Origin of the sequence: Flavobacterium flavipallidum, assembly GCF_038289905.1 — a bacterium.
GTDB lineage: Bacteria > Bacteroidota > Bacteroidia > Flavobacteriales > Flavobacteriaceae > Flavobacterium > Flavobacterium flavipallidum.
The window spans coordinates 26,593-44,666 of record NZ_JBBYHU010000016.1 but is presented as its reverse complement, the minus strand read 5'-3'; the positions used below and the strand labels follow the sequence as shown (position 1 = coordinate 44,666).

Here is an 18,074-nt window from a genome sequence, read left to right as displayed (position 1 = left end):
TGTATCTTGATGCAATAAAATTAACAAGTTAAATGTTTATTTTTAACTTTCAGAATGCTGGCTTTTTTAGCTAAATATTCGGTATAGTTTCCCCAAAACTACCACATTAATTTTCTAATAAATGGTTGAAACATTTATGTTTCGATTGTTATAGTTATTTATACCTAATCGTGGTAATTGCCATATATGAATTACTCATACATCATAATTGATGATAATAAAGAAAGTGCTGAAAAGACGAAAACCATCACTGATGGTTTTTCAGAACTTATATTTTTGGGTATCGCCAGTAATTATGATGAAGGACTTAATTTAATTCTTGAACACAAACCAAAATTAATTTTTCTTGAAATTGAGCCGGCAGATAAAAAAAGTAATTTGTCATTGGCGTTAATAAGTGAATTGTATAGGTATTTAAATGTTGTTCCTAAGATTATAGTAACAACTTCTAAAAAAGAATTGGCATTTGAAGCTATACAGTATGAGGTGTCGGACTATTTTATCAAGCCAGTAACCCGATTTGATATGGTCAAATCGTTGTTAAAAATTGGGAAATCTAATAAAATTGATCAAACAGAACCAGTATCAGTTAGTCCTAAAATAATAGATACTGAACCTGATGAAATCATAGTTCCAAATATTGTTCGGTCTGAAACAGTTGAAAATCAACAGGAACCCCTTATATTGTGTGTCAAGTCTTACGGAGATTACAGGTATATTGATACCAGAGATATTGCTTATTTTCAAGCAGATAATAATTCAACCGATATTCATTTAACAAATGGAGAAATGGTTACTGCTTTTAAAACACTAAAACTTTTTGAAGGTGTTTTGCCCTATCCTTTTGTTCGTATTCATAACAGTTATATTGTTAATAGTAATTGTATCTCCAGAATACATACAGGTAATGCATTGTGTTACATTAAAAACACTGCTATAAAATTGCCTTTCTCTAAATCTTATAAAGCAAATATAGATCTTATTATTTCTGAAATCTCAAACGGAAATTATTTAGAAATCTAACAAGTCCCTTCTGTTGCTTTATAAAATATGATTTAATTTCATGAATTCGTTCAGAAGAGTTCTTTTCGAGTTAAATATTCGAGTATTAATAATCCAATAATTCGTATTTATTACGGGGATTATACTTTAACCATTGTTCATATATCATGCAGAAACTTCCTTTTAAACAAAAAAATGACATCCACCCAGATTTGAGGTTTATTCACTCATAAACTAAGGCATTCCACCATAAACGACTTAAAACACAAATGAAAAACGGGTTCGCTATGTAATTTTACTTCAACGAAATCGAGAAAAGGTTTCGATAAACAAGTAAAAAAGTATTAAAACATAAAAACCCAAGTCATGAAAAAATCAATCGTAACAATCGGACTATTTTCATTAATGTTAGTGTTAACATCTTTCACAGCTTCAACTGAAAACATTGGAGGAACAAGAGAGTTTAAATCTGATTACATCGGAGGAACAAGAGAGTTTAAATCTGATTACATCGGAGGAACAAGAGAATTTAAATCTGATTACATCGGAGGGACTAGAGAGTTTAAGTCTGATTACATCGGAGGAACGAGAGAGTTTAAATCTGATTATTCTTCAAATATTGGAGGGACAAGAGAATTTAAATCTGATAATTAATATCACAACAATATATTCATGCACTTTTAGAGTGATTTAAAAAAAACCATCATTTTGATGGTTTTTTTTATGTCGAAAATTTTAAATTAGTATTTTTGAAAAAATTAAATGCTATTGAAGACTAATATTAGGGAGATTTTTTTTTGGTTGCCTTTTTTTGTGCTTGTAGGTTGCTCACAAAAAAAGTCAAATGATAAGCGTATAATTATTCCTAATGACAGTCTGTCTGTTTATTTTTCATTAGCCAATGATTTTAATTTACCAGTTGAAAAGCGATATAACTACACGAATAAGGCTTTAGAAATAGTATTGCAGGATGAAAATGATTCATTGAATCGTGTAAACCTTTTTAAAGTAGCAAATAGATTTTATAATACCAATTCTTTAAAAAAGTATTCTCAAACCGTCAATTTAGTTTTAGAAAATTCTGAAAAAGCAGCTGATACTGTTAGTATGGCAAAAGCGTATACTTATTTAGGAGATTATTATCGTGTAAAATCGGTTTCGGATTCTTCCTTTTTTTATTACTACAAAGCCGAAAAATTATATGATAAACTTAATAGCAAATATGAGTTGGCTAAAACTTTGGTAAATAAAGCCGCGTTGATGTTTAGAGTTGGTGATTTTATCGGTAGTGAAAAGGAGGTTTTTAAGGTTTTGCGATTACTTAAAGATGATGAAAAAACAGATTCTGATGAAATAAATTATGACGCATACAATACACTGGGTTTAGTTTATAATGGTTTAGGGGAATATGAAGAGGCTATTTTATACCACAAAAAAGCTTTAAAAGTACTTGAAAATAGTGATATTATTGCTAAAAGTCAAACAAAGGCTATTTCAAATTTGAATTTAGGTTTAGTTTATATGAATTTAAAGGATTATGAAAATGCCAAATTTTATTTTCAAAATGGAATTGAACAACAGTTAATTGATAATCAAGATCCAAGTATATATGCGATGTTGTTAGATAATTTAGGTTATAGTAAATTTAAGCTTAATGAGACAAATAATTTGCCGGATTTGTTTTTTCAATCTATGAATATAGTAAATGGACTAAAAAATTCTTCTGGAAGATTTTTAAATTTAATTCATTTGTCTGAATATTATGAATCAAGAAATGATAGGTCTAAGGCTTTAGATTTTGCTAATCAGGCATTAGCATTCGTTCGTAAAACGAATGAAAGACATGATATTTTGGTAGCTTTAAAGCATATAGCCACAATAGATCCGCAAAAAGCTACAGTTTATACGAAAGAATACATTCATATTAATGAGGACTTGCAGAAGGAGGAAAGAAAAATAGGAGAAAAATTCTCTAGAATTCAATACGAAACGGACGAAATTAAAGGCGAAAATACGGACTTAGAAGCAAAGAATAGAAAATTACTTTACTTTTTCTCTGCTATAACAATTTTAGGGATGTTTATTTATATCGTCAAATCACAGAAGGCTAAGAATAGAGAACTTTTGTATAAGCAACAACAACAAAAAGCGAATGAAGATATATATAATTTGATGATATCTCAGCAAAATACTATTGAAGCCAACAGGGTTCAGGAGAAAAAACGTGTGGCACAGGAACTGCACGATGGTGTTTTGGGAAGAATGTTTGGAGTTAGAATGAATCTGGAAGGCTTAAATCAATTTAATGATGATTTAGCAATTACGCAACGTTTAGATTATTTAGTAGAACTAAAAAAAATTGAACAAGATATTCGTGAAATTTCACATGACTTGAATAGGGAAAAATCAGAATTAATTAATAACTTCGTCGCAATTGTAGATAATCTTTTTGAAGAGCAAAGAAAGACTTTCTCTGCAAAATTATTGTCAAGTATCGACTCCACTATCAAATGGGATCTTGCGGTCAATTCGGTTAAAATTAATTTGTATCGAATTATTCAGGAATCATTGCAAAACATTAATAAGTATGCTAATGCTACTACGATTAAAGTTGATTTGAAAAAACAGGAGAATAGTATACTTTTGATAATAACTGATGATGGAGCCGGATTTAATGTGAATCTTAAAAAGAAAGGAATTGGTTTGCAAAATATGATTTCACGTGCTAAAGAATGTGGTGGTGAGTTTTATGTTAAATCAAAAGTTGGGGAAGGAACTACAATTACGGTAAGTATACCATTAGAAAATCAAACAACTTAAAAAAAAAATGACAATTGAATCGGTTGCAACTAGGCTAAAAAAAAATATCTTAATTGTTGATGATCATCCATTTATAATTCAAGGATATAAAAATGCGATCACAAGATATAATCCAAATGATTATGAGTTTTTAATATTGGATGCAAAAGATTGTCGTTCGGCATTTGATTTAATAACGAATGCAGGTACTCCTAAATTTGATATCGCATTTTTGGATATAAGTATGCCTTCATATGAAGAGAAAGAATTGTATTCGGGAGAGGATATAGCTAAACTAGTCCTAGAGTACATGCCAAATTGTAAAATTATTATGCTGACTATGTTTACAGAGTTTTTAAAATTAAAAACTTTGATAAATAATGTAAATCCAAGAGGAATAGTTATCAAAAATGATTTGACTTTTGATGAATTGTTAACCGCATTCGGTAAGGTTATAAATGATGAACTCTATTATAGTAAGTCAATTATGGAAATGCTTGGCTCACATGATAATTCCATAGAAATTGATTTATTTGATAAGCAAATTTTATTTCATCTTTCAAAAGGAACTAAGATGCAGGATATTCCTCAATTTGTGCCAATTTCCTTGAACGCTATTGAATCGAGAAAAGCTAATTTAAAAGAACTTCTAGAGGTTATTGATGGGGAAGATAGCGATCTTGTAAGAGCAGCTAAAAATAAAGGGCTGATTTTCTAAAAAATATATTTTAAAAATCAAAACCGCAAATTCAGAAATGTTTTTTTGAATTTGCGGTTTTTTTTTGATGAATTTTATTCGCTAAGAGCGTTCCAGCCTCTTGCTTTTAATGCAATTTTTGTATTGGCTCTGGTAACAAGATGAATTCCTTCGCTTTCTTCAGTCATGTGTCCAATTATTGAAAAATTTGGGTTTCCTTTAATTTTGTCAAAATCTTCAATCGGCATAGTGAAAAGTAACTCGTAATCTTCACCACCATTTATCGCTACAGTAGTACTGTCAATATTAAATTCCTCACATACATTAATGAGTTGCGGGTCAAGAGGTAATTTTTCTTCGTATAAATTGCAACCCACGTTTGACTGTTTACACAAATGAATGATTTCTGATGATAAACCGTCTGAAATATCAATCATTGAAGTAGGTTTTATTTCTAAAGCGTGCAATAAGGTACGGACGTCTTTTCGGGCTTCCGGTTTTAATTGACGTTCAATCAAATAAGTGTATAATTCTAAGTCAGGTTGCGAATTTGGATTAACCTGAAATACCTGTTTTTCTCTTTCTAAGACCTGCAATCCCATATATGCAGCCCCAACATCTCCTGTAACTACCAATAAATTTGTTGGTTTGGCACCATTTCGATAGACAATTTCTTCTTCATCAGCTTCGCCTAAAACGGTAACACTGATAATTAATCCTTTTTGAGAAGATGTGGTATCTCCACCAATAACATCGACATTGTATTCTTTTGAAGCCAATGAAATTCCTGCATACAATTCTTCTAAAGCTTCCAGAGTAAAACGATTGGAAACTGCAATTGAAACTGTGATTTGTGTTGCTTTGGCATTCATGGCACAAATATCAGAAACATTGGTTACTACGGCTTTGTATCCCAAATGTTTTAAGGGCATGTAAGCTAAATCAAAATGAACGCCTTCCACCATAATATCAGTTGAAACCACTACTTTTTTATCTTTAAAATCTAAAACAGCGGCATCATCACCTATTCCTTTTAAAGTGGAAGTTTGGTTGATTTCAAAATGTTTTGTCAAATGTTCTATTAAGCCAAATTCGCCCAATTGAGCAATACTGGTTCGTTGCGGGTTTTTATCTTCAATCATAGCGTGAATTTTCAAAGCTACAAAGATACAATGTCGAAGCTTCGGGAACAAAGGTTTTAGATTATTTTAAAAATCATAAAATCAGTTAAATTACTTTGGTTAGCAATTTGATTTTTTGCATCTTTAGAAAACTAAAAAAAGCAAAAATGAATTCTTTCAATATCGTTACACTTACCGTAAATCCCGCTGTTGATAAAAGTACGCATTTAAAAGGATTAGTTCCGGAGCAAAAAATAAGATGCGAAGTTCCCAGATATGATGCTGGGGGAGGAGGAATTAATGTTTCTAAAGCTATTTCCAGATTAGGTGGGGTCTCTTTAGCTGTATTTACTAAAGGTGGCCCAACAGGGATAATGCTCGAAAATTTATTAGAAAAAGAAACAATTCCTACAAAAGCTATTGAAGTACAGGCTTGGACAAGGGAGAGTTTTATAGCTGTAGATGATAATACGAATTCTCAATATCGATTTGGTTTCCCGGGAGCAGCGTTATTGGAGGGAGAAGTGCAAATTATTCTGGATACCATTGTTGGTTTAAATGCTAAATTTTTAGTGTTAAGCGGCAGTCTGAACGAAGGTTTATCTGCAGGTTTTTATCAGGAAATTGCACAAAGAGTGAAAAATACGAATACAAAACTCATTGTAGATACTTCCGGAGAAGCTTTAAAAAAAGTTTTAGAAACCGGAGTTTATTTAATCAAACCCAATGTTGGAGAATTGGCAAAATTAGTTGGAAAATCACATTTAGAATTGAATGATATTAATGATGCTGCTAAAGAAATTATTAACAAAGGCGGCGCTGAGATAGTGGTAGTTTCATTAGGTCCTCAAGGTGCTGTTTTGGTAACTAAAGATGTTTATGAATATGTACCTGCTCCAAATGTCTTGAAAAAAAGTACGGTAGGTGCCGGAGATAGTATGGTAGGAGGAATGACCTGGGCGCTTTCGCAAAATAAAAGCTTGAAAGAGGTTATTCGATGGGGAGTTGCCTGTGGATCAGCAGCAACCATGAACGAAGGAACGCAACTTTTTAAGAAAGAAGATGCGGAGCGTTTATTTGATTGGTTGATGACAAAATAAAATTATAGACACAAAAAAACCTGACAATTTTTATCGTCAGGTTTTCAATCATTCAATCTTAAAATCTTTTAATCATTTAATTTAAGTACAGCCATAAACGCTTCTTGAGGAATTTCAACATTTCCAACTTGGCGCATACGTTTTTTACCTTTTTTCTGTTTTTCCAATAATTTACGTTTACGGGAAATATCACCTCCGTAACATTTTGCCGTAACGTCTTTACGCAAAGCTTTAATGGTTTCACGGGCAATAATTTTTGCTCCAATAGAAGCCTGAATTGGAATTTCAAACTGTTGTCTTGGGATTAGTTCACGCAGTTTTTCACACATTTTTTTACCAATAGTGTAGGCGTTATCGGCGTGAATAAGGGCAGAAAGAGCATCTAATTGATTGGCATTTAATAAGATGTCCATTTTAACCAATTTCGATTCTCTCATTCCAATTGGGTGGTAATCAAATGAAGCGTAACCTTTTGAAACTGTTTTCAATCTATCGTAAAAATCAAATACAATTTCAGCTAAAGGCATGTCGAAATTCAATTCCACACGTTCTGTAGTTAAATACGTTTGATTCGTAATCAAGCCACGTTTTTCAATACACAAACTCATTACGTTACCCACGAAATCCGCTTTAGTAATTATAGTTGCTTTGATGAACGGTTCCTCTACACGGTCTAATTTTGTTGCTTCAGGTAAGTCACTTGGGTTGTTTACAATAATTGGAGTATCTGGTTCTTTTTTAGTATAAGCCAAATACGAAACGTTAGGAACTGTAGTAATTACAGTCATATTGAACTCACGCTCTAAACGCTCCTGGATAATCTCCATGTGTAACATTCCTAAGAATCCACAACGGAAACCAAATCCTAATGCCGCCGAACTCTCAGCAGAAAATACTAAAGAGGCATCGTTTAATTGTAATTTTTCCATTGAAGCACGAAGATCTTCAAAATCTTCAGTATCTACAGGATAAATACCGGCAAATACCATTGGTTTTACATCTTCAAAACCAGTAATCATATTGCTGGTTGGTGTTTTAGCATCGGTAATAGTATCACCTACTTTTACTTCCTTAGCTTCTTTAATTCCCGAAATTAAATAACCTACATCACCTGTCGAAATTTTGTTTTTAGGAACCTGATTTAATTTTAAAGTACCTACTTCATCGGCAAAATATTCATTTCCGGTAGCCATAAATTTAATTTTTTGACCTTTGGAAATTTCACCATTTACCACTCTAAAGATAACTTCGATACCGCGGAAAGGGTTGTAATGCGAGTCAAAAATCAAAGCCTGTAAAGGCTCTTCTGTATTTCCTTTTGGAGCAGGGATTTTTTCTATAATGGCAGCCAAGATGTTTTCAACTCCAAAACCGGTTTTTCCCGAAGCGTGAATAATATCTTCTAAGTCGCATCCTAATAAATCAATGATATCGTCGCTAACTTCTTCCGGATTAGCGCTTGGTAAATCCACTTTGTTTAAGACCGGGATAATTTCCAAATCGTTATCCAAAGCCAAATATAAGTTCGAAATAGTTTGTGCCTGAATACTCTGAGCAGCATCTACAATCAACAAAGCACCTTCGCAGGCAGCGATAGAACGGGAAACTTCATAAGAGAAATCCACGTGTCCCGGAGTATCAATAAGGTTCAAGATATATTCTTCTCCCTTGTATTTGTATTCCATTTGGATGGCGTGGCTCTTAATGGTAATCCCACGCTCACGCTCAAGATCCATGTTGTCCAAAAGCTGTGCTTTTTCTTCACGAGCCGTAACGGTTTGCGTAGCTGCTAATAATCGGTCAGCCAACGTACTTTTTCCGTGGTCAATATGTGCAATAATGCAAAAATTTCTAATGTGCTTCATTTCTTCTTTGTATCAATTTTTTGTCTTGCCTGTTTTGGGCGTTCCCCTATGGGTCGGGCTTTCCGCTCTATCTTTTATTCCATTTCATTCCATAAAAGGATGCCGCTGCAAATGAATTCACTGAACTCATATTAAGAATAAAAGTATTGTGAAGTACTCCCTAACGCAATCCCAAAAAAACAAGACAATTAATCTGCAAATATACGCTAAATTCTATACGTTCAAAGCGTATAATTAGTAAACTAATTGCTTAAGTGATAAGTCTTTCCTAATTCTTCTTTTATCATTTCGTTTAAAAAACGTAATTTTGCAGCAAATTTGAGAAGATGATTAAGATTGGCAACATAGAATTACCTGATTTTCCACTATTATTAGCGCCTATGGAGGACGTGAGCGATCCGCCATTTCGTCGTTTGTGCAAAATGCATGGAGCCGATATGATGTATTCTGAATTTATTTCTTCGGAAGGCTTAATTCGTGATGCGATCAAGAGCCGTATGAAACTGGATATTTTTGATTATGAGCGACCTGTAGGAATTCAGATTTTTGGTGGTGATGAAGAGGCAATGGGATTATCTTCTAAAATTGTATCTACAGTAAATCCGGATTTGATTGATATCAACTTTGGTTGTCCGGTAAAAAAAGTGGTTTGTAAAGGAGCTGGTGCAGGAGTTTTGAAAGATGTAGATTTGATGGTGCGTTTAACCAAAGCTGTTATTGATAGTACCCATTTGCCTGTTACGGTTAAGACCCGTTTAGGATGGGATGATAACTCCATCAATATTGACGAAGTCGCTGAACGTTTACAAGATATTGGGGTGGCGGCCTTAAGTATCCATGCCCGAACCCGAGCTCAGATGTATAAAGGACATTCGGACTGGTCACATATTGCCAGAGTAAAAAACAATCCCCGAATTACGATGCCAATTTTTGGTAATGGCGATATTGATACGCCTGAAAAAGCATTGGAATATAAGAATAAATACGGCATTGATGGTATAATGATAGGTCGTGCTGCTATTGGATATCCTTGGATTTTTAATGAAATCAAGCATTATTTCAAAACAGGTGAACATTTAGCAAAACCTACTGTTGCCGACCGAGTGGAAGCAGTGCGCAATCACCTGACCTGGGCTATGGACTGGAAAGGCGAACGATTAGGAATTGTAGAAACCCGTCCGCATTATACCAATTACTTCAAAGGAATTCATTCATTCAAAACCTATAAACAAAAACTGGTAACCCTAGATCATCCGGAGGAATTGTTTGCAGTTTTAGATGAGATTATTCAGGCTTATGCCGATTATGAATGTGTGTAATTAGTTAAAAGCAATAGTTTTAATTTAGATATTTATCCAGAGTATTGCTCATTCTTTCAAGGATATCGGTTTTGTATCCTATTTCATAGAATTGTATAGTACCTTCTTTGTCAACAATGATGTTTGTAGGATAAGAACTTACGCCAAATTTTTCAGCTATCCATCTGCCTTCTGGAATAATTTCATAGTTGATAGGGTATTGTTCTAAAAATGGAGTGATTTTATATTCAGGATCCAGAGCAATTGCAATAAAATGAATATTCTTGTTTTTGTATTTTTCTTTTAACTCGTTTAGTTTGGGGATTTCCATTTTGCATGGACCACAGGTTGTAAACCAAAAGTTGTATACAATGATTTCTCCATTGATTTTTTTAGTGTCAATCTTTTTTTGATTAATGCTTATTTCTTTAAAAGTTTCCGCTTTTTCTCCAATGAATTTCATTCTGGTATCATGGATTTTTTGTTTACTTTCTTCAAGTTTTTTGGTGTACTCTTCTTCCGTTTGAATAGTAAAATTTGCTAATGAAAAATAGTTAGGTGCTAATTTAGTATGAGTAATTTTTTTGGCTACAATAGTGTAATGACCTAAATTCTTATTGTATCCAGGATATTCTAAGATGAATCCATCCACATCAAATTGTTTACAATATCTTAACCCGATTTTTTTAGTATAAAAAATTTCTTTAGGCGTGTTATTGATTATTACAGTTCCTTTTTCACAAGGAAATTCTAGAATTTGTTTTGAATTGTCAGTAGGTGAAATTGCTACTTTTGTGTTTGGATTTTTAAAATCATAAGATAAGGCATTTTTGGAGTTTGTTGATATAGAACAGTTGTAGCCTTTTTTGTTTTCATAATCCAAAAATCCAAAGTTGTTAAAAGGTTTCAATTTGTCTCCAAATCGGCGTTCAATTACTGTGTTTTTGTTGAACGCAATTACGATTTCGCTTAAAAATTCAGCTGAATTCTTTTCCTGTAATGACAATTCTCTATCATAAATTACTTCATAAGTAATTATAATATCGTCTTTAATATTGTTGGCTTCAACAGTTTTCCATTGTGAAAAACCATTGCAGTTTATTAAAATTACGATTAAAGTTAAGCAGTTTTTTAGGAAGCTATTTTTTGTTTTCATCGTGACTAATTGTAAGAGTTATCTTTTTGATAAAAATAATCTTTTTTTGATAATTAGTACGATTTTATTTATTTTTAGTAAAAATTTATTTGTAAAAGTGTTTTTTAAGAATTTGCTATGGAAAATCTACAGTTAAAAAAGTATCTAAAGTTTTTTGGAATTATAATCTTTTGGATTTTTCTTATTTCAGGTTTTTGCAGAATATTTTTTAGAGATTATTATTCAAGAGAAATGTATGATGGTTTTTCAAAAATATTCCTTGTATTGTTGGTTTTGTATCTTTTCTTAAAAGTAGGTTATGAATTAAAATACAATAGAGAAAGTTTCATTTCAAAAATAAAAGGAAGATTCAAAGAAATGTGGCCGCAGCTATTTTTTATAATAAGTTTATTCTTACTATGGTTTTTGTATAAAAGAAATTTATTGTAAAAAGTTTACTCCAATAACTTCTCACTCACGCGGCTACTTGCAATTAGCGAAGCAATAAAACCAAGAGTGGTAATAGTAGCCATCACAATTGCAACATTTTCAATCGAAAAAACAACAGGATAAGCCAGTGTAGGTGTAATCATAATCAATTCATAATGCTGTTGAATCAACACGATAATGATTCCTATTGCAAGACCTATAAGGCCGCCAAAAAAACTTAATAAAGTACCTTGAAGCAAAAATATTTTTCTCAAAATTTTAATTTCTGTCCCTAAATTGAAAAGGGTTTTCAGATTTCCTTTTTTGTCCAGAATCATCATAATTAGTGCACCTATAAGATTGAAAAGCGCGACAATAATTACCAAAGTAAAAATTAAATAAACCGCGACATTCTCAGTATTCAACATTTTATACAAAGATTCGTTGAGTTGAGCCCGATTTCGAATAGTGACTTTCACTTTGAAGATTTCGCTTAATTTTTTTATGATTGCTGCTTCATCAGCATTTGGTTTTTCTTTCAGCTCAATTCCGGAAACCTGATTGGTTTTGTATTCCAGTAATTCCTGAGCTAGGCCTATATCGGCAAAGACATATTTGGAATCTAAATCTTCGTTTATGGCATAAATTCCAATAGGGAAAATTTCAGCTTTATTGAAAGCTTCTTCTGGGTTTTCAATGTTTCCTTTTCCAGCTTTTGGAACTAAAACTTCCAGGTGTTTATTGAAATCCATCAAGCCTAAAGATAGCTTTTGGACTAAACCAAAACCGACAACCACCTGATACGTGTTTTCTTCAATCCATTGGCCGTTGTAAATGATTTTTTTAGTGTTGTTGACTTTACTGTAATTTGGGTCAACCCCTTTTAGGTAGGTAACTTCCTGTTTGTTGTCAAAAGTAAATAAAACGCGCTCCTCAATGATTTTCGAAAAAGCGGCTACACCTTCCATTTTTCTGATTTCGGATTCTTGTTCCGGTGTAACAAAAAATGATTTACCTATTGTACTTGTAACTTTTAAATCAGGGTCAATATCGTTGCTAAACGAAAGACTAAAAACTTTAAGTCCGCTAAAGACTGATAAAACCACAAACAAAGCCATCGCGCCCACAATGATTCCCATACTGGCAATGCGGTTAATAATGTTGATGGCATTGTTTTTACTATTGCTACGAATGTAGCGTTTGGCTATGTATAGCGGAAAATTCAAATTCTTAAAATTGTTTTCTTCTTTCTAATAAATCTCTGTTTTCAATTGGATTTTCTTTGTTTTTCAAAGCATTGTCAATTTTTTCAATATAATCCAATGAGTCATCAATAAAGAAAACTAAATTAGGAACACGGCGTAATTGTTTGCGAACACGTTGCGCCAAATCATGTTTAATCAATGGAGTATTCGATTTAATACCGTCTAATGTTTCCTGAGCTTTTTCCTGAGGAAAAATACTTAAATATACCGTTGCCACAGATAAATCGGTAGTTACTGAAACTTTGGATACCGAAATAACCAAATTACTCACACCGTTTTTTCTCACTTCACCTTGCAGGATATCCACCAAATCTTTTTGGATAACGCCGCCTATTTTTTTCTGTCTGTTTGTTTCCATAGTGCAAAAATACTACTTTTAAGCATTAAATAAGCAAAGTTTTTTCAGGAGCTATTCCCGCTATTCGTTTCAATCTCTGCTTGTCTCAAAAAAAGAGACAAGCAGAGGATTTCCACTGCTATCGGGGCTAGGGGTTTAGAATTCAATAATTAACATTTCATGCAACGACACTCTTTTTCAATTTACGACGCATCGGCAGGTTCGGGTAAAACCTATACTTTGGTTAAAGAATACCTTAAAATTATATTGACTTCGCCTAAAAATGATGCCTATCGTAATATCTTGGCTATCACTTTTACCAATAAGGCAGTGCACGAAATGAAAAGCCGAATTGTGGGCAGTTTGTCTGAATTTGCTAAAGACGAGCCTTCTCCAAAAGCTTTGGATTTGATGCAGGATTTGATTAAAGATACCGCTGATTGGGAAACGAAATTGTCGCTGCCTTTTATCAAAGCCAAATCGCAACAAATTATCAAGCATATTATTCATAATTATGCCGCCTTTGACATTTCTACCATTGATAAATTCACCCATAAAGTGATTCGTGCTTTTGCTCATGATTTGAATTTGCCTATGACTTTTGAGGTGACTTTGGATACCGAAAATTTGTTGATGGAAGCTGTGGATGCTATCATTGCACAAGCTGGTGAAGATGAAACTTTGACCAAATTACTCATCGATTTTACCATGGAAAAAACCGATGACGATAAATCCTGGGATATTTCAAGAGAAATTTTGGAAACCGGAAAATTGGTTCAAAATGAAAATAATCGCAACGAAATTCTGCAATTTCAGGATAAATCCATTGCTGAATTTGTTGAAATTAAAAAGAAATTAAATGCTGTTTGTAAGGATATAGAAAAAGAAAATGCAGCTATAGCTGGCGGTGCATTAGAACTAATTGAAAATAACGGAATTGATTTGAAATCTTTTTCCAGAGGGACTTTTCCAAATCATCTTGTGAGTATTCGTGACGGTAAATTCAATCCTAAAAATAAAACTTTTCATGAATTTGAAGATATTGCAATTAATAAAACAGCCAAAGACAGCGCTTTAATTGAAAATATCATTCCTGATTTATTGCAAATGCTGGCGAAGATTTATAAAAATTTTGAAAAGAGAGATTTTTACAAAGCCTTCCTTAAAAATATCACACCGCTTTCGTTGTTGAATACCGTAAATAATGAATTGGCTAAAATTCAGGAAGAACAAAATGTGCTCTCTATTTCAGAGTTTAACGCTATTATTCATCGTGAAATTCAAAATCAACCAGCGCCTTTTATTTATGAACGTTTGGGCGAGCGCTACCGTCATTTTTTTATTGATGAGTTTCAAGATACTTCTGAGATGCAATGGCAAAATTTAATTCCGCTGATTGATAATGCACTTTCGGGTCAGGATGATTATGGTAATAAAGGAACTTTGATGATTGTGGGCGATCCAAAACAATCTATTTACCGTTGGCGTGGAGGGAAAGCAGAGCAGTTTATTGAGTTGAGTAAGGATAAAAATCCGTTCAATAATCCGGATAAAAAAATTGAACATTTAGATCGAAATTATCGGTCGTATTCTCAAATAATTGAATTTAATAATGACTTTTTTAAATTAATTTCCGGAGAGTTTGAGCATTTAGATTATAAAGATTTATATGAAAATCATAGCTTTCAGTATACCAATGCAAAAAAAGGAGGCTATGTCAATATTTCGTTTATTCCTAAAATCCAAAATACTGATAATGATGAGGAAGTTCCGGATAAAACGGATTTGTATGTATTAGCTACATTAAATACGATTCAAAATGTTCTAAAGGAAGGATTTGAGTACAGAGATATTGTTATTCTAACCCGAAAGAGAGATCAGGGAATTGCAATTGCAAATTATTTGACTGAACAGGGAATTCCTTTGTTGTCTTCGGAAACTTTAATGATTCAAAATGCAACGGAAGTTCGTTTTATTATTCATCTTTTAAAATATTTGAAAAACAACGCCGATTTAGAGTCAAAGGCGTTTTTCTTGTATTCCATTGCAGGTAATCTGCAGAATCAATTAGCGGTTCATGATTTTATTGCGCAAGGAATGGCGTTTCAAAAAGAAGAAGATTTTGAAACATGGTTACAGGATTTCGGTATTTCTCTTTCTTTTCAAAAAATTAGGAAGAAGTCCTTATATGAAACGGTCGAAATTATAGTGTCTAATTTTTTGCCAAGCGAGAATCAAGGTGGAAATGCTTATGTGCAATATTTTTTGGATATCGTTCTGGAAAGAGATGTGCGTAATCAGGCAGGAATTGCTGATTTTCTTGAATTTTGGGACAAAAGTGGTCACAAATACAGTATTCCGTCTCCGGAAGGGAATAATGCAGTGAGAATAATGACCATTCATAAATCCAAAGGTTTGGAATTTCCAGTGGTAATTATGCCTTTTGCAGAGGAAGATTATGTCAAGAAACCAAAAGATAAATTGTGGCTTGATGTAGAAGAGGTGGATATGCCTAAAGCTTTGGTGGATAATAGTAAAGCTGTAGAAGGTTTTGGGGAAGATGCGAAGATGATTTATGAGCAGAAAAAACAGGAAGAATTATTAGACAATATTAATGTGTTGTATGTAGCTTTAACCCGAGCCGAAGAACAATTGTATGTGATTTCAAATATGAATTTAACTTCTAAAGGAGAGGTTAAAAAAGAAGATATGTCGGCTTTTTTTATTAATTATTTGATTTCAAAAAATCTTTTTGATGAAAATAAGTTCGAATACGAGATTGGTGATAAAACTAAGCTTTCTTTAAAAGAGAAACTCCTTGATACTTCTAGGTTAATTAGTGAAGTAAACGAAATTTTAAATCCTAAGAACGTTAAGATTGCGCAACGGGAAGCTTTGATGTGGGGAACGCATCAGCAGGAATCGATAGAATATGGAAATGTAATACATGAGATTTTGTCCTTTGTAAAAACAAAAAAGGATGTAGATTTAGCTGTGGAAAAAGCAATCGAAAATGGATTAATTAATGCTCAACAAAAAAATATTGTAAATAATACGATTTCTAAAATTGTAAATCACCCACTTTTGGAGATGTTTTTTGTTGAAGGAAATCAGATTTTGAACGAACAAACTATAATACAACGAGAAGGTAAAGTAGTAAAACCTGACAAAATAGTTATTGTTGAAGATAAAAAAGTTTTCTTATTAGATTATAAAACAGGTGTTCATAATAAAAAATACATAAAACAATTAGAAGACTATGCAGCTGCAATTGAGTTAATGGGTTATGTCGTTGAGAGAAAATCATTGGTGTATATTGCTGAAGATGTTGGTGTTGTGCAGTTGTGAATGTTTGTTTTTTGAAACAGCAAGTGAAATGATTGGTTTAATTTAACTTTTTAATTCGTTTTTGGATTAAATTATAATGTCTTTTTGTGAGGCATTTCAAGGGCTTATAGTGTAGTCAGCAATTTTAATATGAGTTTGTTACTGCATTTTTTTTAACATTCTATTTTGTAGTTAAAAAATTACGCGCTATTTTTGTTGATAATTAACTAAATTGTAATTAAAAAATTCAAGTATGAAACATCTTAACAAACTTTTTGTTGCTGTGTTGATGGCGATGGGTGTAAGCTCTCAGGCTCAGGATAGTAACAACCCATGGGCAATTGCTTTTGGGGTAAATGCCGTTGACACTAGAACTAGTGCTGGTGACGATAAAATTGGGAATCATTTTGATCAGTTTTTCGATGTAAAAGATCACTGGAATATTCTTCCTTCAGTATCTTATTTAAAAGTTTCCAGATATGTTGGAAGCAATTTTACAGTAGGACTTCAGGGGTCTGTTAATAAAATGGATAAATTCGTGGTAGATGTTAATCCTTTATTAGTTCAAAATCCTGGGGATTTAATGTACTATGGAATTGATGGTTTTGTAAAATATAGTTTTGCTAAATTAATCAATTCTAAAGTTATTGATCCTAATGTGAATTTAGGAGGGGGTTATACTTTCTTAGGTGATAACAGTTTTGGTACAGTAAATGGAGGTTTAGGTTTAACTTTATGGGTATCTGAAAATGTAGGTATTGAATTAGGTTCAACTTATAAAAAATCATTTGGAGACAGAATGAGTAATATTGGTGCACCAATTGCTCCATCTCATTTCCAACACACAGCTGGTATCGTTTTCAAATTTGGTGGAAAAGATACAGATGGTGACGGAATCTATGATAAAGAAGATGCTTGTCCAGAAGTTGCTGGTTTAAAACAATTCAATGGTTGTCCTGATACTGATGGTGACGGAATCATTGATTCAGAAGATGCTTGTCCAGAAGTTGCTGGTATCGCTGCTTTAAAAGGTTGTCCAGATGCTGACGGTGACGGAATCACTGATGCTGAAGATGCTTGTCCAAATGTTGCTGGTTTAGCTTCATTAAAAGGATGTCCAGATGCTGATAAAGACGGAGTTGCTGATAAAGATGACAAATGTCCAAATGTTGCTGGTCCTAAAGAAAATGCAGGATGCCCATGGCCAGATACTGATAATGATGGTGTAGCTGATAAAGATGATGCTTGTCCAGAAGTTGCTGGTCCAGCAAGTAACAAAGGTTGTCCAGAAGTTCCACAAGAGGCTATGGATGAATTGAAATCTCAAGCAAGATTTATCTATTTCAATACAGGAAAATCTACTTTCAAAACTGCTGATGTGCCTAAGAGATTAGATGCTATGGCTGCTTTACTTAAAAACTACCCTAACTCTGAATTCTTAATCGAAGGTCACACTGATAGCGATGGTTCTGATTCATTCAACCAAAAACTTTCTGAGGCTAGAGCTGGTGTTGTTAGAAAAGCATTAATCGATAGAGGTATCTCTGACAGCAAATTAAAATCTGTTGGATATGGTGAGTCTATGCCAGTTGCTACTAATAAAACTGCTGCTGGTAAAGCATTAAACAGAAGAACTGAAGTGAAATTAGTGAAATAATTTCTTTTCAAATAATTTCAAGAAACGCCCCGAATTATCGGG

Annotated in this window: 13 protein-coding genes; 8 read left to right on the top strand and 5 right to left on the bottom strand. The window is 33.0% G+C overall.

Going from position 1 to position 18,074, the window contains the following annotated elements; genetic code table 11:
• The first annotated feature begins 186 nt into the window (after nt 1-186).
• The 4 genes from AAEO59_RS09320 (at nt 187) to AAEO59_RS09305 (ending at nt 4,519) form a co-directional block, all read left to right on the top strand.
• On the top strand, nt 187-1,023 hold the full coding sequence (locus AAEO59_RS09320; RefSeq protein WP_341700465.1) for a LytR/AlgR family response regulator transcription factor: 837 nt from the start codon (nt 187-189) through the stop codon (nt 1,021-1,023).
• A 345-nt stretch (nt 1,024-1,368) separates the two neighbouring features.
• On the top strand, nt 1,369-1,656 hold the full coding sequence (locus tag AAEO59_RS09315) for a 3-oxoacyl-ACP reductase (protein WP_341700464.1): 288 nt from the start codon (nt 1,369-1,371) through the stop codon (nt 1,654-1,656).
• A gap of 114 nt (nt 1,657-1,770) precedes the next feature.
• Nucleotides 1,771-3,822, top strand: coding sequence for a tetratricopeptide repeat-containing sensor histidine kinase (locus tag AAEO59_RS09310; protein WP_341700463.1), 2,052 nt, complete (start codon nt 1,771-1,773; stop codon nt 3,820-3,822).
• Between the two features lie 7 nt (nt 3,823-3,829).
• The gene (locus tag AAEO59_RS09305; protein ID WP_341700462.1) at nt 3,830-4,519 is read left to right on the top strand and encodes a response regulator; all 690 of its coding nucleotides are present in this window, start codon (nt 3,830-3,832) and stop codon (nt 4,517-4,519) included.
• A gap of 74 nt (nt 4,520-4,593) precedes the next feature.
• On the opposite strand, the gene thiL is transcribed toward AAEO59_RS09305, so the two are convergent.
• Entirely contained in the window at nt 4,594-5,640 is a 1,047-nt protein-coding gene (gene thiL, locus AAEO59_RS09300) for a thiamine-phosphate kinase (RefSeq protein ID WP_341700461.1), read from the bottom strand.
• A 146-nt stretch (nt 5,641-5,786) separates the two neighbouring features.
• On the opposite strand from thiL, the gene AAEO59_RS09295 reads away from it, so the two are divergent.
• The gene (locus AAEO59_RS09295; protein ID WP_341700460.1) at nt 5,787-6,719 is read left to right on the top strand and encodes a 1-phosphofructokinase family hexose kinase; all 933 of its coding nucleotides are present in this window, start codon (nt 5,787-5,789) and stop codon (nt 6,717-6,719) included.
• Nucleotides 6,720-6,787: 68 nt separating this feature from the next.
• Here the strand turns inward: AAEO59_RS09295 and lepA are convergent, their stop codons facing one another.
• Entirely contained in the window at nt 6,788-8,584 is a 1,797-nt protein-coding gene (gene lepA, locus AAEO59_RS09290; protein WP_341700459.1) for a translation elongation factor 4, read from the bottom strand.
• 326 nt (nt 8,585-8,910) lie between these two features.
• Between lepA and dusB the strand changes: the two genes are divergently transcribed.
• Nucleotides 8,911-9,903, top strand: coding sequence for a tRNA dihydrouridine synthase DusB (gene dusB, locus AAEO59_RS09285; RefSeq protein WP_341700458.1), 993 nt, complete (start codon nt 8,911-8,913; stop codon nt 9,901-9,903).
• 19 nt (nt 9,904-9,922) lie between these two features.
• On the opposite strand, the gene AAEO59_RS09280 is transcribed toward dusB, so the two are convergent.
• The 3 genes from AAEO59_RS09280 to rbfA all read right to left on the bottom strand — a co-directional run bounded on the left by AAEO59_RS09280 (nt 9,923) and on the right by rbfA (nt 13,069).
• Nucleotides 9,923-11,038: a TlpA family protein disulfide reductase gene (locus tag AAEO59_RS09280; protein ID WP_341700457.1), complete on the bottom strand. Its 1,116-nt coding sequence runs from the start codon at nt 11,036-11,038 to the stop codon at nt 9,923-9,925.
• Nucleotides 11,039-11,472: 434 nt separating this feature from the next.
• On the bottom strand, nt 11,473-12,672 hold the full coding sequence (locus tag AAEO59_RS09275) for an ABC transporter permease (RefSeq protein WP_341700456.1): 1,200 nt from the start codon (nt 12,670-12,672) through the stop codon (nt 11,473-11,475).
• Nucleotides 12,673-12,676: 4 nt separating this feature from the next.
• On the bottom strand, nt 12,677-13,069 hold the full coding sequence (gene rbfA, locus AAEO59_RS09270) for a 30S ribosome-binding factor RbfA (protein ID WP_341700455.1): 393 nt from the start codon (nt 13,067-13,069) through the stop codon (nt 12,677-12,679).
• A 159-nt stretch (nt 13,070-13,228) separates the two neighbouring features.
• Between rbfA and AAEO59_RS09265 the strand changes: the two genes are divergently transcribed.
• Both AAEO59_RS09265 and AAEO59_RS09260 read left to right on the top strand, forming a co-directional pair.
• Nucleotides 13,229-16,396 (top strand): UvrD-helicase domain-containing protein, encoded by a 3,168-nt coding sequence (locus AAEO59_RS09265; protein WP_341700454.1) that lies wholly within the window; start codon nt 13,229-13,231, stop codon nt 16,394-16,396.
• A gap of 232 nt (nt 16,397-16,628) precedes the next feature.
• The gene (locus tag AAEO59_RS09260) at nt 16,629-18,032 is read left to right on the top strand and encodes an OmpA family protein (RefSeq protein WP_341700453.1); all 1,404 of its coding nucleotides are present in this window, start codon (nt 16,629-16,631) and stop codon (nt 18,030-18,032) included.
• The last annotated feature ends 42 nt before the right edge of the window (nt 18,033-18,074 follow it).